Origin of the sequence: Thermodesulfovibrio sp. (genome assembly GCF_049969575.1) — a bacterium.
GTDB lineage: Bacteria > Nitrospirota > Thermodesulfovibrionia > Thermodesulfovibrionales > Thermodesulfovibrionaceae > Thermodesulfovibrio > Thermodesulfovibrio obliviosus.
Window position 1 is genome coordinate 19311 of sequence record NZ_JBMFOO010000007.1, and the last position, 24697, is coordinate 44007.

Annotated in this window: 19 protein-coding genes; 6 read left to right on the plus strand and 13 right to left on the minus strand. The window is 34.9% G+C overall.

Going from position 1 to position 24697, the window contains the following annotated elements; all coding sequences use genetic code 11:
* Window positions 1–30 precede the first annotated feature (30 nt).
* Window positions 31–1701, minus strand: a complete 1671-nt coding sequence (locus ACP5O9_RS03020; protein ID WP_353686309.1) for a nickel-dependent hydrogenase large subunit — start codon at window positions 1699–1701, stop codon at window positions 31–33.
* A gap of 18 nt (window positions 1702–1719) precedes the next feature.
* Window positions 1720–2727 carry a hydrogenase small subunit gene (locus tag ACP5O9_RS03025; protein ID WP_353686308.1) on the minus strand — a complete coding sequence of 336 codons (1008 nt, stop codon included), beginning with the start codon at window positions 2725–2727 and terminating at the stop codon, window positions 1720–1722.
* A gap of 337 nt (window positions 2728–3064) precedes the next feature.
* Between ACP5O9_RS03025 and ACP5O9_RS03030 the strand changes: the two genes are divergently transcribed.
* Window positions 3065–3250, plus strand: coding sequence for a twin-arginine translocase TatA/TatE family subunit (locus tag ACP5O9_RS03030; protein WP_353686307.1), 186 nt, complete (start codon window positions 3065–3067; stop codon window positions 3248–3250).
* Here ACP5O9_RS03030 and ACP5O9_RS03035 read toward each other — a convergent pair.
* From ACP5O9_RS03035 to ACP5O9_RS03085, 11 genes are all read right to left on the minus strand, one after another.
* The gene (locus tag ACP5O9_RS03035) at window positions 3247–3852 is read right to left on the minus strand and encodes a phosphatase PAP2 family protein (RefSeq protein ID WP_428723408.1); all 606 of its coding nucleotides are present in this window, start codon (window positions 3850–3852) and stop codon (window positions 3247–3249) included. The two genes, ACP5O9_RS03030 and ACP5O9_RS03035, sit on opposite strands and share 4 nt — an antisense overlap.
* Window positions 3827–5371 carry an ArnT family glycosyltransferase gene (locus tag ACP5O9_RS03040; RefSeq protein ID WP_353686305.1) on the minus strand — a complete coding sequence of 515 codons (1545 nt, stop codon included), beginning with the start codon at window positions 5369–5371 and terminating at the stop codon, window positions 3827–3829. Before ACP5O9_RS03040 ends, ACP5O9_RS03035 begins: the two co-directional genes overlap by 26 nt.
* Window positions 5364–7268 carry a 1,4-alpha-glucan-branching protein gene (gene glgB / locus ACP5O9_RS03045; RefSeq protein ID WP_428723409.1) on the minus strand — a complete coding sequence of 635 codons (1905 nt, stop codon included), beginning with the start codon at window positions 7266–7268 and terminating at the stop codon, window positions 5364–5366. The genes ACP5O9_RS03040 and glgB overlap by 8 nt, the downstream gene beginning before the upstream one ends.
* Entirely contained in the window at window positions 7253–7825 is a 573-nt protein-coding gene (locus tag ACP5O9_RS03050; protein ID WP_428723410.1) for a cation:proton antiporter, read from the minus strand. Before ACP5O9_RS03050 ends, glgB begins: the two co-directional genes overlap by 16 nt.
* The gene (locus ACP5O9_RS03055; RefSeq protein ID WP_424905259.1) at window positions 7825–9351 is read right to left on the minus strand and encodes a YifB family Mg chelatase-like AAA ATPase; all 1527 of its coding nucleotides are present in this window, start codon (window positions 9349–9351) and stop codon (window positions 7825–7827) included. Before ACP5O9_RS03055 ends, ACP5O9_RS03050 begins: the two co-directional genes overlap by 1 nt.
* Window positions 9296–10234 carry a TIGR01212 family radical SAM protein gene (locus tag ACP5O9_RS03060; protein ID WP_428723411.1) on the minus strand — a complete coding sequence of 313 codons (939 nt, stop codon included), beginning with the start codon at window positions 10232–10234 and terminating at the stop codon, window positions 9296–9298. The genes ACP5O9_RS03055 and ACP5O9_RS03060 overlap by 56 nt, the downstream gene beginning before the upstream one ends.
* A gap of 70 nt (window positions 10235–10304) precedes the next feature.
* The gene (locus ACP5O9_RS03065; protein WP_424905257.1) at window positions 10305–12143 is read right to left on the minus strand and encodes a putative nucleotidyltransferase substrate binding domain-containing protein; all 1839 of its coding nucleotides are present in this window, start codon (window positions 12141–12143) and stop codon (window positions 10305–10307) included.
* Window positions 12144–12200: 57 nt separating this feature from the next.
* Window positions 12201–13553 carry a sigma-54-dependent transcriptional regulator gene (locus ACP5O9_RS03070; RefSeq protein WP_428723412.1) on the minus strand — a complete coding sequence of 451 codons (1353 nt, stop codon included), beginning with the start codon at window positions 13551–13553 and terminating at the stop codon, window positions 12201–12203.
* Window positions 13550–16246, minus strand: a complete 2697-nt coding sequence (locus tag ACP5O9_RS03075) for a bifunctional acetate--CoA ligase family protein/GNAT family N-acetyltransferase (RefSeq protein WP_353686298.1) — start codon at window positions 16244–16246, stop codon at window positions 13550–13552. The genes ACP5O9_RS03070 and ACP5O9_RS03075 overlap by 4 nt, the downstream gene beginning before the upstream one ends.
* Window positions 16233–18707 (minus strand): DNA gyrase subunit A, encoded by a 2475-nt coding sequence (gene gyrA / locus ACP5O9_RS03080; RefSeq protein WP_353686297.1) that lies wholly within the window; start codon window positions 18705–18707, stop codon window positions 16233–16235. The genes ACP5O9_RS03075 and gyrA overlap by 14 nt, the downstream gene beginning before the upstream one ends.
* Before the next feature lie 48 nt (window positions 18708–18755).
* Window positions 18756–18956: an FmdB family zinc ribbon protein gene (locus ACP5O9_RS03085; protein WP_353686296.1), complete on the minus strand. Its 201-nt coding sequence runs from the start codon at window positions 18954–18956 to the stop codon at window positions 18756–18758.
* A gap of 110 nt (window positions 18957–19066) precedes the next feature.
* Between ACP5O9_RS03085 and ACP5O9_RS03090 the strand changes: the two genes are divergently transcribed.
* Genes ACP5O9_RS03090 through ACP5O9_RS03110 form a run of 5 tightly spaced genes read left to right on the plus strand, consistent with a single transcriptional unit; the run spans window position 19067 to window position 24690 of the window.
* Window positions 19067–19657, plus strand: a complete 591-nt coding sequence (locus ACP5O9_RS03090) for a SurA N-terminal domain-containing protein (RefSeq protein WP_428723413.1) — start codon at window positions 19067–19069, stop codon at window positions 19655–19657.
* A 5-nt stretch (window positions 19658–19662) separates the two neighbouring features.
* Window positions 19663–20442 (plus strand): diadenylate cyclase CdaA, encoded by a 780-nt coding sequence (cdaA, locus tag ACP5O9_RS03095; protein ID WP_424905253.1) that lies wholly within the window; start codon window positions 19663–19665, stop codon window positions 20440–20442.
* Window positions 20427–21083 (plus strand): CdaR family protein, encoded by a 657-nt coding sequence (locus ACP5O9_RS03100; RefSeq protein ID WP_353686293.1) that lies wholly within the window; start codon window positions 20427–20429, stop codon window positions 21081–21083. The genes cdaA and ACP5O9_RS03100 overlap by 16 nt, the downstream gene beginning before the upstream one ends.
* Window positions 21080–22435 (plus strand): phosphoglucosamine mutase, encoded by a 1356-nt coding sequence (gene glmM, locus ACP5O9_RS03105; protein ID WP_428723414.1) that lies wholly within the window; start codon window positions 21080–21082, stop codon window positions 22433–22435. Before ACP5O9_RS03100 ends, glmM begins: the two co-directional genes overlap by 4 nt.
* Entirely contained in the window at window positions 22435–24690 is a 2256-nt protein-coding gene (locus ACP5O9_RS03110) for a DNA internalization-related competence protein ComEC/Rec2 (protein ID WP_428723415.1), read from the plus strand. The genes glmM and ACP5O9_RS03110 overlap by 1 nt, the downstream gene beginning before the upstream one ends.
* The last annotated feature ends 7 nt before the right edge of the window (window positions 24691–24697 follow it).

Consider the following 24697-nt stretch of genomic DNA (forward strand, 5'->3'; position numbering starts at 1 on the left):
GCTGGTATTTTTTTGGTTAAAAAGCTTTCTCTATTCTTCTTTGATCTCAATCATATGCATACCACATGCCATACATGGATCATAGGAGTGAATTGTTCTTAAAAGTTCAAGTGGAAGCTTTGAATCAGCAACAGGTGTTCCAACAAGGGCTTCTTCCACAGGACCACGCTGGCCTTTGTTATCCCTGGGCGATAAATTCCATGTGGACGGAACAACCATCTGATAATTAGCAATCTTTCCATCTTTTATTACAACAAAGTGAGCAAGAGCTCCACGAGGTGCATCATGGAATCCAACACCTTTGCACTCTTTGGGCCATGTCTTAGGATTCCATTTATCAGTATCAGCAATCTTTGTGTCTCCTTTTTTCATATTAGCAGCAAGCTCCATTATGTAGTCCTTTGTTTTTCTTGCCATTAGAAGTGTCTCAATTCCTCTTGCAGCAGTTCTTCCAAGTGTTGAGAACAATGCTTCAGGCCCTACTCCAAGTTTCTTTAAAACCATATCAACAACTTCTTTTACATCCTTGTGTCCAAGCCCGTAAGCAACGAGCATTCTTGCAAGAGGTCCTACCTCCATTGGAAGATCTTCATATCTGATTGCTTTACCCCAGCTGTATTTTCCTTCAACATTAAGATACTCATAAGGTGGCTTTGGTCCTGTATAGTTTGGAATTGTCTCACCTTCCCATGGATGAAGTCCTGCATTGTCTCCCTTTGAATACTTATACCATGAATGGGTGATGTATTCTTTAAATTTTTTGTGGTCTAATGGTTCAATTTTTGCTAAATTCTTATTTTTTATAACTCCTCCAGGCAGATACATTTTGCCATTTGCATCTGGCCAGTCTCCACAGGCAAGGAAGTTGTTAAATCCTCCGATTGCTGCCCAATCTTTATAGAAAGATGCAATTGCCAGAAGATCGGGGATGTAGACTTGCTCAACAAATTCAAGAGCCATATCAGCATACTTAAGCATAAATGCAATGCTATCAGCATTAAGTGCATTCTGACTTTCTGGATCAACTGGTGTTGACTGTCCACCAACAACAAATGTCTGTGGATGGGGGTTCTTTGAACCAAGAAGTGCGTGAATTTTGATTATCTCTCTTTGTAAATCAAGTGCTTCAAGATAGTGAGCAACTGCCAAAAGATTTGCTTCTGGTGGAAGTTTGTATGCTGGATGTCCCCAGTATCCATTGCTGAAAATTCCAAGCTGACCTGACTCTACAAAAGCCTTGACTTTATCTTGAATTGCCTTAAAATATGTGGCTGAGTTTTTTGGCCATGAAGATATACTCTTTGCAAGCTCTGAAGTTTTTACAGGATCCGCTTTTAATGCTGATACAACATCAACCCAGTCAAGAGCATGAAGATGATAGAAATGAATTATATGGTCATGAACATTTTGGTTTGCCATTATAATATTTCTTAAGATTCTTGCATTTTCCGGAACTTTTGCTCCTATGGCGTCCTCAACTGCTCTTACAGATGCAATTGCATGAACAGTTGTACAAACACCGCATGCTCTCTGTGTATATGCCCATGCATCTCTTGGATCTTTTCCTTTAAGAATGATTTCCATTCCACGCCACATTGTGCATGAAGAATATGCATCTTTTACTTTTCCACCATTCACGGTGGCTTCAACTCTTAAATGTCCCTCAATCCTTGTTACAGGATCAATGACTAACCTTGCCATACATGCCCCCTTTATAATTTATTCTGTTTTTACTTTATTTATTATACCAGCCATTGCAGCAAGACCAACTGCTTTAGCATAGAAGGTATTTTTTTCTGCTTCTGCATAAAGATTATTATCCCAGAACTTTGGCTCTGAACAACCGATACAAGGATGTCCTGCCATAACAGGCCAGCTTACTCCTTCGTTCCACCTTATTGTTGGACAGTTATGATTTGTAAAAGGACCTTTACAGCCCATTTCAAACAAACACCAACCCTGTCTGTGACCTTTGTCTCCCCATGCTTTTACAAACTCACCTGAATCAAAATGTCCTCTTCTTTCACAATTGTCATGAATAAGCTTTCCATAAGCAAAAAGAGGTCTCTTGAGTTTGTCAACAGCTGGCAGTTTTCCGAATGTGAGGAAGTAAACAACAGTGGCTGTAAAGTTTTCCACATTAAGCGGACATCCTGGCAGATTAATAACTGGTTTGTCTTTAATGATATCCATTACTCCTACAGCACCTGTTGGATTTGGCTTTGCTGCTGGAACACCTCCAAAGCATGCACAGTTTCCAACAGCAATTACTGCCATTGCATCTTTGCATACTTCTTTGATAAGATCAATGGCTGATTTTCCACCAATTGTGCAGTAAACTCCACCATCCTTTAATGGAATCGCACCTTCAACTACAACAAGGTATTTACCTTTGTAGTTCTTAATTGCATCATGCAGTGATTTTTCTGCCTGGAATCCTGCTGCAGCCATGATTGTCTCATGATACTCAAGAGAAATCACATCAAGAACAATCTGTCCAATTGTTGGTTTTGAAGCTCTCAAAATGCTTTCAGAACATCCTGCACAGTCCTGATACTCAAGCCATACTACAACGGGTTTTTGTTTCTTCTCGATTGCTTCTGCAATCTTTGGAACAAAGGAAGAGGAAAGACCTAATACTGCTGCAGTAGAAGCACAAAACTTCAGGAAGTCTCTTCTTGAGACCCCTTTACGCACCAATCCTTCATAGATTGTTTCTCTTTCCATACATGCCCCCCGAAAAATTTTTTCTTGTATAAAAGTCTATATATTTTTTTTTAATTTGTCAAGTAGCCGAATTGCCTCATATAAAAATCTATTCAAAAAAGGTAAAAATTCATTTCGAATAGATTTTTATGTGAGGCAATAAGTCTCCTGAAATTATCATCAGGAAATTATTGTGTTGAGCGAAGTTAGAGATTTTTTGGTAATAGTTCTTAACGATGAGTAAGCCAGAGTAAGTTTTTCTATCAGCCATTTCAAGATTTTTATTTTAATTGAAAAATTAAAAATTATAGTTTAAAATTAAAAAAATTCAGGATTAAAAAATTTAGGAGGGCAAAAGATGCTCAGTTATCAAGACATATTTCTATTTTCAATAATTATAATTGTTCTTTTTGGCTCCTCCAAGCTTCCTGAAATAGGTAAAGGACTCGGAGAAGCCATTAGAGGCTTTAAAAAAGCTGTATCCGATGCTGAAGCATCTAAGGAGGAAGAAAAGACAGTTTCAAAGATTGAAAATAAAAGCTAAGTTAAACTATTTTGCCTTGTTTTGGGTGAAAGTTTAAACAAAACAAACTTTCCTACAAAAATACCAAGAAGTGCTCCTGCCAGAACATCAGAGGGAAAATGTGCAAAATCTTCCACTCTTTCAAAGCCAACCCATGTAGCAAATATATAAAAAAGATATCGAACTTTTGGGTAATAATGAGAAAATACTGATGCAAGCATAAAAGCGAAAGTAGTATGCCCTGAAGGGAAAGAAGAGTATAAATAATTTAAAGAAGGACCTGCAAAAAATGGATCAAAACCAAGTTTTGGTCGTGCTCTTCCTATTAAGTGTTTTATTTGGATAACAATTAAAACACCAGCAATACCGTAAGCCAGGGATCTGCCAATTTCTTTCTTTGCCAGTAAACTGTAGATTGTGAAAATGGAAACTACTAAAAAAGCACCTTTATACACAAAATCCATTACAGCATCCAGTTCCTCTAAAAATTGATAAAAGTTGAAATAACTTTGCTGAAAATTTTTTATAAATAACATTATATCCTTATCAAAAAAAAATATAAATAAGGGAATAAGCAAAACAGACAACCAAAGATTTTTAGCCCGACAATGTAAAAATGGCATAATCTCTATCCTCCTTCAACATGTTTAATCCAGTGCTTTTTAAAAATTCTACATCTTTAACTTGAGATATTACAACTATTCTTAGTTTTTGCTGTAAAGTGTCTTTAATTTTTTCAATCAGTTCTTTTTCAGAGTCAATCTTCAGTATTTTTCTGTCTGAATAAAAAGAAATACTTGGCTTGTTTATTTTGTATGTAATTAAAATATCATTTTTCTGTAGAATCTGTTTAGCATAGATACTATATTTATAAAGCGTTCCCTGCATATATTCATTTATGGCAGGCAAAACTTTTATTGAAGTAGCTAAAATTAAACTGAAACTCAAGCCTGCGAATAACATAAATACTTTTTTCCTTGTTAATAATGCATAGATGCTTATTATGGTAAATAAGCTCATTATCAATATCAGTATAGTAAACCAGCTCATATTAAAATAAGGCAAAATGTTCATCACCTTTGTTTTTGCTACGACTAACAAAACAGCAATTAAAATTGAAAAAATTACACAAAAAATATAAGAGATTTTTGAAAAATTTTTATCAATCTCAATCATACCACAGGAAATTAATATTGAGAAAGCAGGAACAGCAGGCAAAATATAATTTGGAAGTTTTGTTGTTGAAAAGGAAAAAAATAAAAAGATAAAACCTGACCAAACTAAAGAAAACTGCACAAGACTGTCTTTTTTTAAATTTTTAAAAGCCTTTATAACAAAAGAAATCCAGGGAAACATTCCGATTATTAAAACAGGTACAAAATAATAAATCGGGCCTCTATGTCCGGATATAACTCCAGTGTACCGCATAAAATGATGCTTTATAAAAAATTGCTCAATAAATTCTTTACCATTTATCAGGATTTGAGCAACGTACCACGGCATTGATATTAAAAGAAAAAGCAAAATCGCACGAAAGTTGTAAAGCTCCTTTAATCCTTTAAAGCTCTTTTTAATGCATAAATAAACTGAAGCGATACCGAGGGGAAAAACTATGCCAATTAATCCTTTTGTAAGAAAAGCAAGGGCAGAAAAAATATAAAATCCGTAAATAAAATTTTTATTCCTGTGAACAGAGAGATAAAAACACATAAGAGTCAGACTGATAAACAAAGTTAAAACCATATCTGTCACTGCTGCATGAGTGTAAACAAAGTAATAAAGAGAAAAAGCAAAAGACACAAGAGCATAAAAAGCCTGTTTGTCATCTTTCAATATACTTAAGAAAAAATAAAGAACAATACACAAAGTAAATCCAGATAAAGCTGAAGGAAATCTTGCAGCAAATTCATTAATTCCGAATATGTTATAAGAAAAAGCCATCAACCAGTAAAAAAGAATTGGTTTGTCATATCTTGGTTCACCATTGTATTTAGGAGTTATCCAGTTTCCGCTCTGAAGCATTTCTTTTGTTGCCTGAGCAAACACTGCTTCATCAACATCAAAAAGTGTTACAGAACCAAGTCTGAACATGGATATAAATAAAATTATTGCAAAAAGAACTTTAAAAACAATTTTATTCATCTTGCCATTTTAAAAATAAAACTCCTAAAGGAGGTAAAGTTAAATTTAAAGAGTAAGGTCTTCCATGTATAGAGAGGTTTTCAGTCATCAATCCTCCCATGTTGCCACAATTGCTTCCTCCATAAAGCTCTGAATCAGTATTTAAAACCTCCTTCCAGTAACCCCTAAAAGGAACTCCTATTCTGTAATTAAATCTCGGAACTGGCGTAAAATTGCATACTACACAGATTAGTTGTTTTGGGTCCCTTCCTTTCCTTAGAAAACTTATTATACTTTGCTCTGCATCAGTAAAATCAATCCATTCAAAACCTGATGGATCAAAGTCAAGCTCATGAAGGGCTGGTTCATTTTTATAAAGATTGTTTAAATCCTTTACCAATCTTTGAATTCCTTGATGCTGAGGATATTCAAGAAGATGCCAATGTAAGCTTTCTTCATGATACCACTCATTGCATTGGGCAAACTCTCCTCCCATAAAAATAAGTTTTTTACCTGGATGGGCATACATGTATCCAAAAAGAAGTCTCAGATTAGCGAATTTTTGCCAGTTGTCTCCAGGCATTTTATTTAAAAGAGAGCCTTTACCATAAACAACTTCATCGTGAGAAAGAGGCAGAACAAAGTTTTCAGAAAAAGCATACCAGATGCTGAAAGCAAGGTTATTGTGATGATATTTTCTGTAAACTGGGTCTTTTGAAAAATAACTCAGTGTGTCATGCATCCATCCCATATTCCACTTCATACCAAAGCCAAGTCCTCCAAGATAGGTGGGGCGGGTCACAAGTGGCCAGGCAGTAGATTCTTCAGCAATTGTCTGAGTATCAGGATATTTTTCATAGACTGTTTCATTAAATCTTCTTATGAATTCTATTGCCTCTAAGTTTTCTTTGCCTCCATATTTGTTTGGAATCCATTCTCCTGGAGCCCTTCCATAATCAAGATAAAGCATTGAAGCCACTGCATCAACTCTTAATCCATCAACATGATATTTTTCAAGCCAGAAAATGGCAGAACTTATAAGAAAGTTTCTAACTTCATTTCTTCCATGATTAAAAATATAGCTGTGCCAATGAGGATGATATCCTTTTTTTGGATCCTGATGTTCATAAAGATAAGTTCCGTCAAAAAAGCTGAGTCCATGACCATCCTGAGGAAAATGAGACGGAACCCAGTCAAGAATTACACCTATCCCATGCTGATGAAGGCTATCAATAAGATACATAAAATCCTGCGGAGTTCCATATCTGCTTGTAGGTGCAAAATATCCAATTGTTTGATATCCCCAGGAACCATAAAAAGGATGCTCCATAACAGGTAAAATTTCAACATGTGTAAATCCCATATCTTTTACATACTTTGGTAACCATTCGGCAAGTTCCCTGTATGTAAGAAATCTATTTCCTTCCTGAGGAACTCTTCTCCATGAGCCAAGATGAACTTCATAAATTGATATTGGCGAGCTAAGGCTATTGTATTTAGCTCTATTTTTCATCCATTCATCATCAGCCCATTTATACTCTAAATCCCAGACTATTGATGCAGTAGCTGGAGGTGTTTCCCAGAAGAAGCTGTAAGGATCTCCTTTTTGAAGATGGTAACCATATTTGGAAATTATATAGTATTTATACTTTGTTCCTTTATCAACGCCAGGGATAAAAGCCTCCCATATACCAGAGCTATCCCAACGTGGAGCAAGAGGATGATTTAGAGACCATCCGTTAAAATCTCCTATAACATAAACTTTTTCAGCATTTGGAGCCCACACAGCAAAATATGTTCCTTTCTGCCCATCAACTTCAATAATATGAGAACCAAGCTTTTCATAAGCATTGAAATGATTTCCTTCTTTAAAAAGATAAATATCAAAATCACTAAAAAGACTTACATTTCTGTCCATTGAAGTTCTCCGTTTTTTTCTTTTTTAGTCCCTTTCACAGATAAACCAGCTAATAACTTGGTTGCGATAGCAACTACTAAAAGGACAGCACTTAAAGCCCAGAGATGTAGTGAGGCAAAATCAATTGCTCTCAAATTAATCTGCAATCCCACATAAACAAAAAATATGGGAGTAAATATCCATATAAGAGGATTAAGCGATTCTTCAATTTTATGGATAATCTCTCTGTCTGTCTGAAAAGCTGCAGCAAAAGCAAAGACAAGAATTATAGCAATAATCACAGGAGGAACAAAATCAAGGGTATTGAGCTTTTTTGTAATAAAGCTTATTAAATAGGCAAAAATTTTGCCTATTATCGGTGCAAAGAGAAAGAATGTTCCAATATAAAGTATTAGAAGCGTAGCAGTGAGAGTTCCTCCAATAAAAAGAGAGCTCATCAATGGGAAATTAAAAATGTAGTAAGATATAACAAATCCAACAATCATAGGAGCTAATGCTCCTGTGATTGCAACAACTGCAGCAGAAAAACCGCCCTGTTTCAAAAGAAGTTTAAACATTAAAAACTTAACCTTTCAAGGCTGCGATATTGAATTGCCTCTGCTACATGTTGAGATTTAATGTTTTCAGAGCCTTCAAGATCAGCTATTGTTCTTGCAACTTTAATTATCTTTGAATGAGCTCTTGCGCTCAATCCTAATTTTTCCATTGCAGACTGTAGCAGACTGTGGCAGTCTTCATTAATCATGCAAAATTTTCTCAAATGTTTTGTTTTCATGTGGGCATTACAGTATATTCCTTCATTTTTAAATCTTTTTAATTGAATCTGTCTTGCTCTTATTACTCTTTCACGCACACTGCTTGAACTTTCTGATGGGGTATCATTTTTCAGCTCCTGATAGTTTACTCTGGGAACTTCAATGTGCATATCAATTCTATCAACAAGAGGACCTGAAACTTTTGAACGATAACGAATTATCATTTGAGGAGTACAACTGCATGGTTTAACACTATCGCCGTAATGTCCGCATGGGCAGGGGTTCATTGCTGCCACTAATAAAAATCTTGAAGGAAACTGCACAGTGGCATAGCTGCGGGCAACAGTTACAAAGCCATCTTCAAGGGGCTGTCTTAAAACTTCTAAAACATTTCTTTTAAACTCTGGAAGCTCATCAAGAAAAAGCACGCCATTATGAGCAAGGGATACTTCTCCAGGTTTTGGAATCTGTCCACCACCAATTAATGCAATATCGCTTGATGAATGATGGGGAGCCCTAAAAGGACGCTTTAAAATTAATCCAGCATTATCTGGAAGAAGCCCTGCAACAGAGTGTATCTTTGTTGTCTCAATGGCTTCTTCAACTGTCATAGGTGGCATTATTCCTGGTAGCCTTCTTGCCAACATGCTTTTGCCGCTTCCAGGTGGACCAATAAATAAAATATTATGCCCGCCTGCAGCTGCAATCTCAAGGACTCTTTTTGCCTGAAACTGACCTTTCACATCTGAAAGATCTTCATAATAATTGGCATCATCATAAAAATTAATTTCTGTTTTAAAGGGTTTAATGAATTTTTCACCTTTTAAAAAATCCACTGCCTCTTGAAGAGTTTCCACTGGATATGCATCTACATCTTTAACAACTCCTGCCTCGGAAGCATTACTCCTGGGAATTATTATTTTTTTAACTTCTCCGTCCTTTAATTTTGATACAATACATAAAGCTCCTTTTATAGCTCTTACCTTACCTTCAAGGGATAACTCTCCAACAATCAAAAAATCTCTGAGCGACTCCTTTGGAATATGCCCTTCTGCAGCTAAGATTCCTATGGCTATAGGAAGGTCAAATGAAGAGCCTTCTTTTCTCAGGTCTGCTGGTGCAAGATTAACAGTAATCTGTTTTATAGGAAAAGGGAATCCTGTATTTTTAAAAGCAGCTTTTATTCTGTCACGGGATTCTTTGACTGCTGTATCAGGAAGTCCTACAATGTTAAAATGAGGCAGTCCTCTCTGAGCTATATCAACTTCTACATCAACAGCATAAGGCTCTATTCCTAATAGATGAGCACTTTGAACCTTGGCGAGCATTTCTTTCCTCAAGCTTTCTTTCTATGTCATTTAAAATCTGCTGCTTTGTGCGATTCCATCTTGGTGCAATTAAAATTTCATCAGGAGATGTAGCAAAAAGTCTTTGAATTACAATATCCGGGCTAAGTCTTTCGAGAAAATCAACGACAAACTGAAGATACTCTTCATATTCAAAAACTTTGAAAGGATGTTTCTCATAAATACGGGCAAGAACAGTGTTTTTTACCACCTGAAGCTGATGAATTTTGAGAAACTTTATTGGATGACGGTTTATCTCATCTGCCATAGAGAGAGACTCTTCATAAGTTTCAGTTGGAAGACCCACAATTATATGAGCTCCAACAAGAACTCCTTTTTCATGTGTATCATACACTGCTTTAAGAAATGTTGCATAGTCATGGCCTCTATGAATAAATTTTAGAGATTTATCATAAATTGACTGCAATCCATACTCAACAATTATCAAATGAGTTTTTGAAAGCTCTCCGAGAAGTTCAAGTTTTTCCTCATCAACACAATCAGGCCTTGTTCCAATGGCAAGTCCTACAACCTCTGGAAAAGAAAGAGCCTCTTTATAAAGTATCTCAAGTTTTTCAACTGGTGCATAGGTGTTTGTATATGGCTGAAAATAAACAAGAAAAGCTTGAGCCTTGTATTTTCTTTTTATATGCTCTATTCCTTTTGAAATCTGTTGAGTTAAAGAAAGTTCTGGAGTGCAGCTTGGAGGTCTAAAAGAGGCATTATTGCAATAAATGCATCCACCGTATCCCAGAGTTCCGTCCCTGTTTGGGCACGTAAATCCAGCATCTACATTTACTTTGTAGACTTTTTTTCCAAATATTTCTTTAAGATACTCACCAAAGGAATAATAACGCTTCATCATAGTTTTTTCTAATATATTTCAAGTAATTTAGTCAAATCTTGGCATTAAAAGCTGCTGACGCATTTTCCAACTATGAAAAATATCTTAAATTGTATTTATTAAAAAGAAGTCTTTGAAATTCTTCAATCTTTTTGAAAGAGTCTTTTAAAATTCCCTTTTCATTTTTAGAAAGAATATGAGGGTCAATGTAGTTATCAGGAATTTTGCCTTCCTTTATCTGTATAGCCTGTGACCTTAATCTTAAATTCATTAAAAATCTATAGGATTCTTCCAGATCCCGTGCAAATTCTTCTGTAAATATTCCTTTACTTTTTAATTCTCTTATTCTTTCAAAAGTATTCGTTTTAGTTATTTCATTATCAAGGGTTAAAACTCTTACGCCCTGAACAACTGGAAAAATCCCATACTTTTTTATATCGAATTTCCCTTTGTGTTCACCTGATTTTTCAACTATGAAAGTTTTAAAAAAACTTAGAGGTGGCTTAAACTTTACTGCTTCAGAGGCGAGAAAAGGAAGAAAAGTTTTGCTTGTTTTTACTTTCTTTTTTACATAATCTCTCAATTCATTCACAAGGGCTTCAGAGCCTGCCACATTTCTGAAATCAAAAAATATACTGATATTTAAAACATTCTCTGGTTTTGGATTTTCAATCCATCGATTTATCTCTTTAAACCAGTCTTGTTTTGTCTTTCTCCAATAAGGATTACTGATCATAACATTTCCAGGACAAGGAGGAAAGCCTATTTTAAGAAGCAGATCAATATAAACTTGAGAGAATTTTTCAAAATATTCCTTCCCACAATCTTCATAAATAAGAGCATTGTCCTGGTCAGTTTTAAGACTTTGCTCTCTTCTTCCTTCTGAACCTATTACCATAATGGTGTATGAACAAGGCGGTGCTCCTACTAAGTTTTCTGTTAGTTGTGAAACTCTTTTCATAAAGTGATCATTTAACTCTGCAATATACTTGCCAATATACTCAGGATCCATTCCAGTTAAAACTCCTTCAACAATGCTGTCCTGTGCAATAGAATATAGATAAGCAAGTTCTTCTGCTGATTTTGCTTTATCAATCTCTTTTATTAGAAAAATTATGTTTTTACTTTCATGGGATATAACTGTTCTGTCATCAAGCACTCCAGTAATAAAATCTCCATCTTTTATTACAAGCTTTCTTATACCATACTTTGCCATTGTAAGAAGAGCATTAAAAAGAGGCTCTGATGAAGACATCTCTATTACTGGAAATGTTGCAATGTCCTTTACCTTAATCTGTTGTGGATTTAAGTTTTTTGCAATAACTTTTTTGATTATGTCCCTTTCTGTAATAATACCAGCTTCGCTGTCCACCTTAACAAGGCAGAAAGTTGAATCTTTCTCTATCATTAATTTTATTGCTTCTTGAAGGATTGTTTCTGAATCAACAATCAAAGGTTCTTTTAATTTTATATCTTTAACTCTTACATTAATAAGTCTTTCCATTTGAAATGAGGTTTTTGTTTGAGGAACTTTGTGAACTCTTTTGGCAAGCTCCTTTGTAAAAAATCTCGCAAATTCATTATATTTTGACAAAAGCTCAAGAAAAATCTTTTTTGGCAACTCTAATAAAGCAGTGCTGTCCTCTACAACTCTTGCTGTAGTAGCAGGAGGAAGTTCGCTCAGCAAAGAAACATAGCCAAAAATGTCTCCTTCTTTTAAATGATAAACCAATTGATTGTCCTTTTCAAGAAAAACTTCTCCTGTAATAACTATGTATAGCCACTCAAGCGGTTTATTGCCTTCTTTAAAGATTACATCTCCTTTTTTATACTCCTTTTTCAGTAAAAATTGAGATAGGTTTTTTATTTCTTCTTCAGGAAGTTTATTAAAAGGATAAGTATTTTTTAGAAATTGAGTTAACTCTTCCATAATTTGAAAAATATTTTACAATCAAAATTCTTAAAATTACCAGTGTTCGCTTAAACTTCATGTCTTGTCTGATGGTCTTGGAAGTCCCCATTTTTTTCTTTTTTCCCATAAAGCCTTTCTTGTTATTCCAAGCATATCTGCAAGCTCCTGCTCAGTGTAGATTGACTGATATTTCAAAATAAATTCCTTTGTAAATTCTTCAATTGAAATAAGAGGAATATCCTTTTTCGTTTCTGAAGTGACTTTCATGTGTCTTACATGCTCTGGAAGATGCTCTGGCTTTATTGTATCTGAGTCAGCAAATACTACTGCCTGCTCTATTACATTTTGAAGCTCTCTTATGTTTCCAGGCCAGGGATATTTAAGTAGAATCTGGATTGTCTGTGGATCAATTTTTCTAATATCTTTTTCCATCTTTATGGCAAATTTTCTCATAAAATGATATGCAAGAATTTCTATATCTTTCCCTCTTTCTCTGAGAGGAGGAATATAAAGTGTTATCACATTCAGCCTAAAAAAAAGGTCTTCTCTAAATTTACCTTCCCTTACCTCTTCTAAAAGGTCTTTATTTGTAGCTGAAATAAATCTAATATCAACCTTTTTAGTTGTAACACTGCCAAGTGGGCGAATTTCCTTGTCTTCAATCACTCTCAAAAGTTTTGCCTGTAGCCCCAGTGGCATATCGCCAATTTCATCAAGAAACACTGTACCTCCGTCTGCTATTTCAAGAAGTCCTTTTTTATCAAAGGTAGCGCCAGTGAATGCTCCTTTTACAAAACCAAATAGTTCACTTTCAAGAAGATTCTCAGGCAGACTGGCACAATTAATTGCTACAAAGGTTTTTTTCTTTCTGTAACTTGCTTCATGAATTACTCTCGCAAAAAGCTCTTTTCCTGTACCTGTCTCTCCAAGGAGTAAAACATTGGTTGGAGTATTTGCTATTTTTTTAATTTTTTCAAGCAAAAGTTTAATTTCCACTGATTCACCGATTATTGAAAAAAATTCTTCCTCAGATGTTGAAGGAGTTTTTTCAATTTCCTTTAAATCAGTTTTTTTTGTTATTTCCTTACAAGATTTCAGCACCTCATCATAAACAAATGGTTTTACAAGATAATCATCAACTTTGAGTTTCAATGCCTTAAGAGCAGAGTTTACTGATGGATAGGATGTAGTAACAATAGTTTTTACTAAAGGATTTAAAGATTTAATCTTACTTACAAATTCTAAACCATCTCCATCAGGAAGTTCTATTTCAACAATTACAAAATCATGAATATAGGATGCATAAGCATCTATTGCTTCCTGAAAAGTTGCTGCAGTATCCACAGTAAATTTATGTTTTCTAAGATAATTGCTTAAGCTCTCCCGTAAACTGCCATCTGCATCTACTATAAGAATTCTCTCATTCATGAAACTGTATCAAGATTTAAAACTACTTTAACACTGTCTTCTTCAACATGATGTTTTTTAAAGCCTAATCTATCTGAAAGTCCGAGCATATAAGTATTTATTTTTAAAATATCCATCCAGATTCTTTTTACGCCTAAATCCCTCGCAACCTCAATAGCATAACTGCAAAGTGCTTTTCCAACTCCTTTGCCCTGCCATGCATCTTCAACCAGTATCGCCATTTCAGCATCTGTGCCATCAGGATCCTTTGAAAGCCTCACATCTGCTACAATCTTTTCCTCCTCACCATCCTTAATAACGCACACAAAGGCAAGTTCTCTATCATAGTCAACATGACAGAATCTAACCAAATTTTCATGTCTCAAATCAATTGCTCTCTGGAAAAATCTTAAACTTATTGTTCTTTCTGAACACCTTCCAAGCAAAGCTGCAATAAGAGATTCATCTTCAGCCTTAATGGGCCTAACAATTGCCTTTGTTCCATCCTTCAATTCCACTTCTTTATAAAGATGCACTGGGTACGGACATATACTCAGGTGGGGCGGGCAAAACTCTCCCTTAATCACTGCCTTTTTCTTTGGTGCTGTTTTATCAAGAATTATGCTACAGTCAAGGGCAAATATATCTGAATCAGTGATAAATATGGGATTAATGTCAAATTCCTTTATCTGGGGAAAGTCTGATATAAGATAAGAAAATTTTACCACAGTCTCTTCAAGCCTGCGTAAAATATCTTCATAATAGAAGTATTTTTTAAGGTAAAGATAAATTTTTGTCTCTTCCATCAATCTCTTTGCAAGAGTCTGGTTAAGAGGGGGAAGACCTATTGAGTAATCTTCAAGTGCTTCAAGAAGATTGCCTCCTGTACCAAATAAAATTACTGAGCCAAAGGTTGGATCCTTTTTGGCTCCGAGAGCAATTTCGTATCCATATGTTATGACCATTGGTTGAACAATAACAGAAGCATCAGGGTCTCCATGCTCTGTAGCCAAATTTTTAAGCCATTTAAATCCTTCAGTAGCTTCTAATTCGTCTCTTATATCAAGAATTACTCCACCTTTTTTGAATTTGTGAATTATCTTAGGTGTATCTATTTTTAAAACAATTGGATATCCTATTTCAGTTATTGCCTTTTTCAGTTCTTCTAAGGTATTAGCTCTCTTTGTTAAAATTACAGGAATTCCGTAAGCAGAAAGAATTTCTGAGGCTTCAAAGAATGTGGGGATAGACCTTCCTTCTGAAATTGCCTTTTCTATTACGCTGTCTGCTTTTTCAGTATCAAATTTAATATCTTTAAGAATTGTCTGAGGAGTCTCAAGAAGCAGCTTCAGGTTAAAATCATAACGATACATGTACATAAATGTTCTTACTGCTTGCTCAGGAGTTACAAAAGTAGGAATCCCATGTGCATTAAGCAATTCCCTTGCTTCATTAACCAGTGCTGCACCCATCCAGTTGGTAAGCACAGGTTTGTATGGATTCTCTTTTACTATTTTTATAACTCTCTGAGCTGTTTCAACAGGCTCTGTTCCCAGGGATGGAGTCAGCATTACTAATACTGCATCTACATTTTTATCTTTTATTACTATTCTCAAAGCCTTTTCATAGTGGTCAGGTGTTGCATCTGAAACTAAGTCTAAAGGATTTCTAATAAAACGAGTAGATACATTGCCTTCAAGTTCTTTTATTGTCTGTTCTGAAAACTCAGCAAGTTGGCCTCCAAGCCTTAAAAGGCTGTCAACAGCACTAACAGCTGGAGCACCAGCATTTGTAATTATTGCAAGTCTGTTGCCTCTTGGCCTCCGTTGCTTTGAAAGAGTCTCTGTAATATAAAACATGTCAAGTGTTTCATCAACCCTTACAGCGCCAGCTCTTTTAAAAGCAGCATCATAAACTTTGTCTTCACCTGCAAGAAGTCCTGAGTGAGTGAGTGCAACTTCAAGTGATTCAACAAATTTTCCTGATTTTACTATAACTATAGGCTTTGAAAAAGCAAAAGATCTAGCAGAAGTCATAAACTTCCTTCCATTTTTAATGGACTGCATATATATGACAATTGCTCTTGTAGAGGGGTCAACACCGAAAAAATCTATAAGATCAGCAAAGTCTATGTCTATGTCAGAACCGAGAGAGACAAAATAACTGAAACCAATATTTTTATCAGCAGCTCTATCTAAAAGGGCAACTGAAAGGGTTGCACTCTGTGCTATCAATGCAATATTGCCCTTATTAAGTCTTCTTCTGAAGAGGCTCACATTTAAATTTATCCCTGGTCTGATAAAACCAAGAGTATTTGGACCTAGAAGTCTGAAACCATATTTTCTGTGAATTTCCTCTATCTTTTCCTCAAGATGCATTGCTTCTTTGATCTTTGTTCTAAAATCAGGACAAAGCAAGATAACTCCTTTAACTCCTTTTTGCCCGCACTCTTCAAGAACATTCAGAATGCCTGTGCCACATTCTTCTGCCAGAACAACAAGGTCAATTTCCTTTGAAATGTCACTCAGGCTCTTGTATGCTTCAACTCCTTGAACAGAATCTGTCTGTGAATTTACAGGATAAACAATCCCTCTGTATCCCTCACCAATAAGGTTTCTAAAAACTGTGTAGCCAATACTTCCAAGTCTGTCATTAGCTCCAATTACTGCAATTCTTTTCGGATTAAAAAAATATTCAAGATTATAGATTGACATTTTCTTCTCCTTCTAAAATTCTGCCAACACTTACTACCCTGTCATCTTGAGAAAGGTCTATCAATCTAACACCTGTTGTAGCTCTTCCCTGTGTTGTAATCTGAGAAACTTTAAGTCTGATTATTTTGCTACTGCTACATATAATAATTTCATCAGAATCTTTTACTTGTAAAGAAGAAACAACATCTCCAGTTTTTGGTGAAAGCTTGATATTTTTTACTCCTGAGCCTCCTCTGTGCTGAAGCCTGTATTCTTCAATTGGTGTTTTCTTGCCAATTCCTTTTTCTGTAATCGTAAGAACATAAGAGCCTTCAGATACCACATCTGCAGATACCACTTCATCGCCCTGCTCTGAGAATCTTATTCCAATTACACCTCGTGCTATTCTTCCAGTTGGTCTTACATCTTTTTCATCAAATCTTATTGACATCCCTTTTTTGGTCGCAATTATTAGATGATTCTGCCCATCTGTCTTTACCACTGAAATTAATTCATCTGCCTCTTCAAGGTCTATTGCAATAACACCTCTACTGCGTATGTTTTTAAATTCTTCAAGAGATGTTTTCTTAACAAATCCCTTTTTTGTAAACATCGCAAGGAAACCCTGTTCAAGGTCTTTGCATATCAGAGCAGTGGTAATTTTTTCTCCTTCACTCAATGGTAATAGATTGATAATTGCTTTTCCGCGAGAAAGTCTTCCTGTCTCTGGAATTTGATAGACTTTAAGACAGTAGACTCTGCCAAAATTACTGAAAAATAGAATATGGTCATGGGTTGAACCAACCAGCACATCATTGAGATAGTCATCTGACACTGTTTCCATTGGAGTAAGTCCTTTACCGCCTCTTTTCTGACTGCGATAATCAGAAAGAGATGTTCTTTTAATATAGCCAAGATGAGTAAGTGTGATTACCATATCTTCCTGCGCAATGAGATCTTCCACATTTATTTGCTTTGTTTCAGCTACTATCTGGGTTCTTCTGTCATCACCATATTTTTGTTTGATTTCAATAAGTTCATCCCTAATAATTTCTCTTACAAGAGTATCATTTTCAAGTATTGCTTTGAGGCGTTCAATTTCTTTCAGCACTGCCTCATAGTCCTGAATTATTTTTTCTCTTTCAAGTCCTGTAAGTCTCTGCAGCCTCATATCAAGTATTGCCTGTGCCTGAGTATCTGTTAAAGGAAATCTGCTCATAAGACGAATTTTAGCTTCTTCTGGATTTTGTGATTTTCTTATAATGGAAATGACTTCATCAAGATTTTCAACAGCAATTTTTAATCCAAGTAAAATATGAGCTTGGTGTTCTGCTTTCTTTAAATCAAAGGCTGTTCTTTTAAGAACAACATCTTTTCTGTGCTTAAGAAATTCCCATAAAGATTCTTTAAGATTTAAAATTCTTGGTTGTCCATCAACAATAGCAAGCATTATGGCACCAAAGGTGGTCTCCATCTGGGTATGTTTGTAAAGATTATTTAAAATTATCTCGGGCATTTCACCTTTTTTGAGCTCAAGAACAACTCTTATACCTTCCCTGTTTGACTCATCTCTTATTTCAGTTATACCTTCAATCTTTTTTTCTCTTACAAGTTCTGCAATCTTTTCAATAAGCTTCGCTTTGTTTACCTGATAAGGAATCTCTGTTATTACAATTCTTTCTTTAACTGCTTTGCCTTCTGGTTCAAAAATGGAGGTTTCCTTAAGTTTTTTACTTTTTGTTTCCCTTTCAATTTTAACCTTTGCCCTTATTTTAATAAGTCCTCTGCCTGTTAAATAAAGGTCTCTAATTCCTTCTACTCCGTAAATTATTCCACCTGTTGGGAAATCAGGACCTTTTACAAAATTCATGAGTTCTTCTAATGAAATCTGAGGATTCTCAAGAAGTTTGATCAATGCATCTATAATCTCATTGAGATTATGAGGTGGTATATTTGTTGCCATTCCTACTGCTATTCCTGAAGAGCCGTTTATAAGAAGATTTGGAATACGGGCAGGAAGAACAAGAGGTTCTTCAGTGGTTGCATCAAAATTTGGAATAAATGGAACTGTTTCCTTATCAATGTCCTGGAGAAGTTCTTCAGCTATTTTTGTAAGTCTTGCTTCTGTATAACGATATGCTGCTGGAGGGTCTCCATCAATAGAACCAAAATTACCCTGCCCATCAATTAAAGGATACCGCATGTTAAAGTCCTGTGCAAGCCTGACTAAAGCATCATAAACAGCCTGATCTCCATGGGGGTGATATTTTTTTAAAACCTCGCCAACAACACCAGCACACTTTGAATACTTTTTTCCGGCAAGAAGCCCTTCTCTAAACATGGCATAAAGAATTCTACGCTGCACAGGTTTAAGCCCGTCTCTCACATCAGGTAAGGCTCTACCAATAATTACGCTCATGGCGTAATCAAGGTAGCTTGTTTTCATTTCATCTTCAATATTAACTTTTAAAACATTTGGCATACTTGCTCCTTTTTGTAATCTTCTGATATATGAATAAAGACTGATAAGTTATTTACAGGAACTGCACGAAGAGGCTCCGCAGGAAGAACATTTGGAATTTCCTTTTTGTACTCCTTTCATGGCAAAAGGAGAAAACTTCTTAATCAATTGCTCTGATCCACATTTTGGGCATGAAACAGTTTTATTTCCAAAAACAAGTAATTCAAAAACCTCTCCGCATTTTTTACATTCATACTCATAAATAGGCATCAATCCACCTCATAAAATTTTGATTTGAGCTTTTTTATTATATCATAGCTTGCCTTATGTTAAAAAATTCTTTTAAAGTAAAAGAGTTAATTTATTCAAGGAGGTTCACTGTGATAAAAACTCTCAGAAAAAATGCAAAATATTTCTATTTTCTGTTTTTTCTTGTAATTATTACCTTTGTATTCTGGGGTGTGGGAAGTGTTGATAAACAGCACTCTGCTGTAGTAGCAGAGGTGGCAGGACAGAAAATTACAGCAGAAAGATTCTGGCGAGAATATGAAGCAACAAAAAGACTTTACAGAGAAATATTTAAAGACAAAGCCGCAGAAATGGAACAGAACTTGAAAGAGAAAGTTCTTGAAGATTTAATTAACGAAGAACTGCTACTTTATTTAGCAAAAAAATATGGGATAGAGGCAACAGAAAGAGAAATTCAGGATGCAATTATTAATGATCCGAGATTTCAACGAAATGGAATTTTCCAGAAAGACATATATTTTCAAATTTTAAGACTTAACAGAATTACTCCTCAGCAGTATGAATCCTCTTTGCAAAGGCAAATCACTATTGGGAAGACTTTCCAAATTATTATGTTAGCAAAGGATCAAGCTGATATATCTGATGAAACTTTTTTAAAATCATTTTTAAAAGCGGTGAAAGCAAATATTTCAATTAAAATTAATAAAGATGCTTTATCCTGAAAAATATGGAAAAGTTTTTTGAACAATTAAGATGGCAGGATTTAATTGATATAGCCATTGTTTCTTTTATAATTTACAAGATATTTATTCTCGTTAAAGGAACTCGTGCTGCAAGAATGCTCATTGGAATTGGGGTTCTTCTTGCGATTTCTTTAATTTCAAGATTTTTTGAACTGTATACTCTTGACTGGCTTATCCAGAGTTTCTGGACTCAGATAGTGATAATTTTGATAATTCTCTTTCAGCCAGAAATAAGAAAAGCTCTCGCTCAGATGGGAGAGACTCCACTACTGCACAGATTTAGTTCTGCAGAAGAAATGAAAACAATTGAAGAAATAGTTAAGGCATCTCAGGGGCTTGCTAATAAAAAAATAGGTGCCTTAATTGTTTTTGAAAGAAATGTGAGTCTCAATGAGTATGTTGAGATAGGTGTTCCTCTTGAAGCAAGAGTTACAAAAGAACTTTTAATGAGTATATTTCATCCTACAAGCCCCATTCATGATGGTGCTGTAATCATAAAAAAGAACAGAATAGTAGCTGCTGGATGTTTTCTTCCCATAAAGCTCGGAGCAGACTTAAAGAAAACATATGGGACGAGACATAGAGCTGCTCTTGGTATTACAGAAGAAACAGATGCTGTTGCTGTTATAGTTTCAGAGGAAACAGGAGCCATCTCTTTAGCAGTAAACGGAGAGCTTTTTAGCAACCTTGATATGGAAACTCTGAGAGGGAAATTAACAAATCTATTTACAACAGAAAGAGAGAGAAAATGGGCAGAATTTTAAAAAAACTTTTAGCGGAAAATCTTACATTTAAACTAATATCTATTGCTTTAGCAATATTTCTATGGTTTTTCGTCACATTTAGAGGGCAAACAGAGACATCTATTGAAGTACCTATTGAGTTTAAAAATACTCCATCACAAATGGAGATTTTAAAACAGAATGTAAAAAAGGTAACAATAACAATCTCTACGAGAGAAAGAATTCTACGAGAATTAACGCAAAATAATATCAGAGTAGTAATTGATCTCACCAATGTTAAACTCGGTGAAAATTCAATCCCTATAACAAAGTCTTCAGTAAAACTGCCAAGAGGAGTTGAAATTCTGAAGATTGAGCCTTCACAGGTAAAAATATATATGGATGAAAAATCGCAGAAAACAGTTCCTGTAAGAGTGGTTCTAACAGGGAATCCAGCAAAAGAATTTACTGTTGTATCAGTAACTGCTGAGCCTTCTACGATAAAAATAGAAGGAGCAAAAAAAGAACTTAGCAAAATCCATTCAATTAAAACTGAGCCAGTGGACATAGAAGGTATCGCTGAAGACCTGAAAATTCAGGCAAAAATAGATCCCGAAGGAAAAATCTTCAGAACAGACCAGGATACAGTTTATATAAATGTCAAATTGGGGAGGAAGAGATGAAACTTTTTGGCACAGATGGAATTAGAGGAACAATAAATCAGTATCCAATGATACCTGAATTATGCATGAAAGTAGGGATGTCTCTATGTTTTATTTTAAAACAGAGGATTTCTCATAAACCAAAAATCCTTATTGGAAAGGACACAAGAATCTCAGGCTATATGATTGAATCAGCTTTAACAGCAGGAATAACTTCAATGGGAGGAGATGTTTATCTTGTTGGGCCAATTCCCACTCCAGCGATTGCTTTCCTTGTAAAAAGCATGCGTCAAGATGCTGGCATGGTAATTTCAGCCTCTCACAATCCATTTCCTGATAATGGAATAAAGATATTTTCAAATGATGGCTTTAAGGTGTCTGAGGATATTGAGAACACTATTGAAAAATTTTTAAATGAACCTGATTTTCCTCAAAGCAGGCCTCAAGCAAAGGCTCTTGGAAAAGCTTTTAGAATTGAAGATGCAGTAGGAAGATACATAGAGTTTGTTAAATCAACTCTACCAAAAAATTTTACCTTTGAAGGACTTAAAGTAGTAATTGATCCTGCCAATGGAGCTGCCTACAAGATCACTCCAACACTTTTCCGTGAACTTGGAGCAGAAGTGATAACAATCAATGATAAACCTGATGGACTGAATATAAACAGAGAATGCGGAGCATTGTATCCTCAGGAATTAATAAAAAAAGTCATAGAAACTCAGGCAAATCTTGGAATTGCTCATGATGGAGATGCAGACAGAACAATTCTTATTGATGAAAAGGGAAACATTATTGATGGAGATATTATTCTCAGTATATGGGCAACAGAGTTAAAAAAGCAAAAAAAGCTTAAGAAAAACACTGTTGTTGCAACAGTAATGACAAACAGCGGAGTTGAAAACTATCTAAAAACACAGGGAATAAAACTTATAAGAACACAGGTAGGTGACAGATATGTTGTGGAAGAAATGCTTAAAGGTGGATATAATCTCGGTGGAGAACAGTCAGGACACATCGTATGTCTTGATTATTCATGCACAGGAGATGGAGCAATAACAGCGGTTCAGGTGGCTTATATTATGATGAAAAATGGTAAATTTCTCAGTGAATTAACAAAGGAAATATCAAGGTATCCACAACTTTTAAAGAACATTAGAATTCCTGAGAGAATTTCAAAAGAGGAGGCTATAAAAAAACTTGAAGATTTAAATTTCAAAATCTCAAAGCTTCAACAGGAAATAAAAGGAAGAATACTTATAAGACCATCAGGAACAGAACCAAAAATAAGAATTATGGTGGAGGAAGAAGATCCAGGAAGGGCCAATAAGATTTTAGAGGAACTGGAAGAGTTAGTAAAACAAAAACTCTACTAATGCCCGTTGTTCCATGTTTAGTATCAGGAATTCTTCTGGGATATTTCTTTACTTATTTCCCTGTAATAACAATAATTTTTTCAATTCTCTTAATTTTTGCCTTTAAAAATAACAAGCTCATAGCGATACTCCTTTTCATATCAATGCTTTTTGGAATTTTGTACATAAGTATTACTTATTGTAAAGATACTGTAGAACCAGAAAATATAAGCTTCACAGGCTATTTAAAAAATAAAAGCGGCAATATCTATGAGTTTAAAGTTAGCTGTAGTTCTGATACTAAAAAAACAATACTGAAACTTTACTCTAATGAGCCTCTTCAGGAAGGGCAAACCTATAAAATCCAATGCATCATTGGTCAAAAACATTTAAATCCCTACCAATACGGAGAGCCCCTTTGTTTTTTAAAAACAGCACAACTGGAAGAAAACTTTCAAAAGACAGCAGTTGACAAAATAAGAGAAAAAATAAACAAAAAAATTGCAGAAACCATTAATAAAGAACTTTCTGGAACACTCATTGCAATGACAACAGGTGAAAGAACTTCAATTCCAATAGAGATTCAAGAAGACTTCAGAAAAACAGGACTTATTCATTTGCTAAGTATATCAGGAGCCCATTTCAGTCTTTTATTTACAGTCTGTTTTTTGATATTTAAATTTCTCATTAAAAGGCTTCCATACACTGTTCTGTTAAAAATTACCCTTTACTGGAAACCCTCCCAATTAGCCACTTTTTTTACATTCCCTGTTATTTTATGCTACTTTCTTATTGTTGAACCAAATTATCCAACCAGTCGCTCTTTTATTATGGCAACACTTTTCATGATAGGAGCCTTATCAGAGAGGAAATCCCTATGGATTTTTACTGTAAGCTTTGCATGCCTTATAATTTTAATTTTTCAACCTCAAGCAATAAAAGATATTTCCTTTCAACTCAGCTTTCTTGCCACTGCAGGAATTGGTTTTGCATCAGATATTTATAAAAAGTTCAAAGACAAAATTCCAAAAAAAATCTCTTATCTTCTTTTAAGTCTTTTTATCAGCATTTCAGCAACAGTTATCACAGCACCCTTAATAGTTTACAGATTTCACTATTTATCCCTGATATCTCCTTTGGCAAACCTTACAGTAGGAGTTTTAATTGGAATGGTTCTTTTCCCTTTACATTTATTTTTTGTGGTAGTCTTTTTGATTACAGGATATTATCCTTTGCCTGAAGTAATTGATTTCATTGGAACGTTCTCTTTTAAAATAATGCATACTCTTGCCTCTTTTAAATATTCATCTATATGGATTCCTCCAATTCCTCCTATGGCACTGGCTATCTTCTATATGGCAGTTTTTATTACTCTATTCGGCTTTTATTGTTTAAAGAAAAAGAAAACACTAATTCTTGGTTTCTCTATGATTTTGGTTTTAACGTCTATTTTAATCCCGTTTTTTATGCATATTAAAGACAAAGAAAGCTTAAAAATTACATTTCTTGATGTTGGTCAGGCAGAATCAGTGGTTTTAAAAACTCCATCTGGATTCTTTCTTATAGACACAGGGAAAACAGGATGGGAGGCAACACAGTTTCTTAAAGCCTATGACGTTAAAGAGCTGATATTGATTATTACTCATGAACAAAAGGATCATGCAGGAGGATTTGAAAGAATTTTAGAAAACTTCCAGATAAAAGAAATATGGGACACAGGATATATTAATTACAGCAAAGAGCCTGCCAATGATATTTTAATCAGACATCTTGAAAGAGGCGATGTTTTAAAAGTAGGCAGTTGCTCTTTTACAGTACTTCATCCCTATAAGGGATTCTGGAGCCCCTCTTTATCAAGGGATAGCAATGAAGTAAGCCTGATATTTAAATTTCAATGTTTTAAAAAAACTTTTCTTTTCACATCAGATGCTGGGATTGATGCTTTACAGACAATTCCTGTGAATTACTTAAAATCAGAGGTAGTAAAAATTCCCCATCATGGAAGTAAACGCTCTTTTTATCCAGAATTTTATAAAGCAACAGAGCCTGAAATTTGCATAATAAGTGCAGGAAAACAAAATCCTTATGGACATCCTCATAAAGAAGTTGTTGAAAATATAAATAAAATATGCAAGATTTATAGAACTGATGAAGATGGAGCAATTCAGATTAAAGAATTACCAGATGGAAGCCTCAGAGTGCAAACCTTTAAAAATGCCGTGTTTAAACCATATGAAGACTGGGAAAATTTAAAAAAACTTTTTATTTTATGGTAAACTTTAA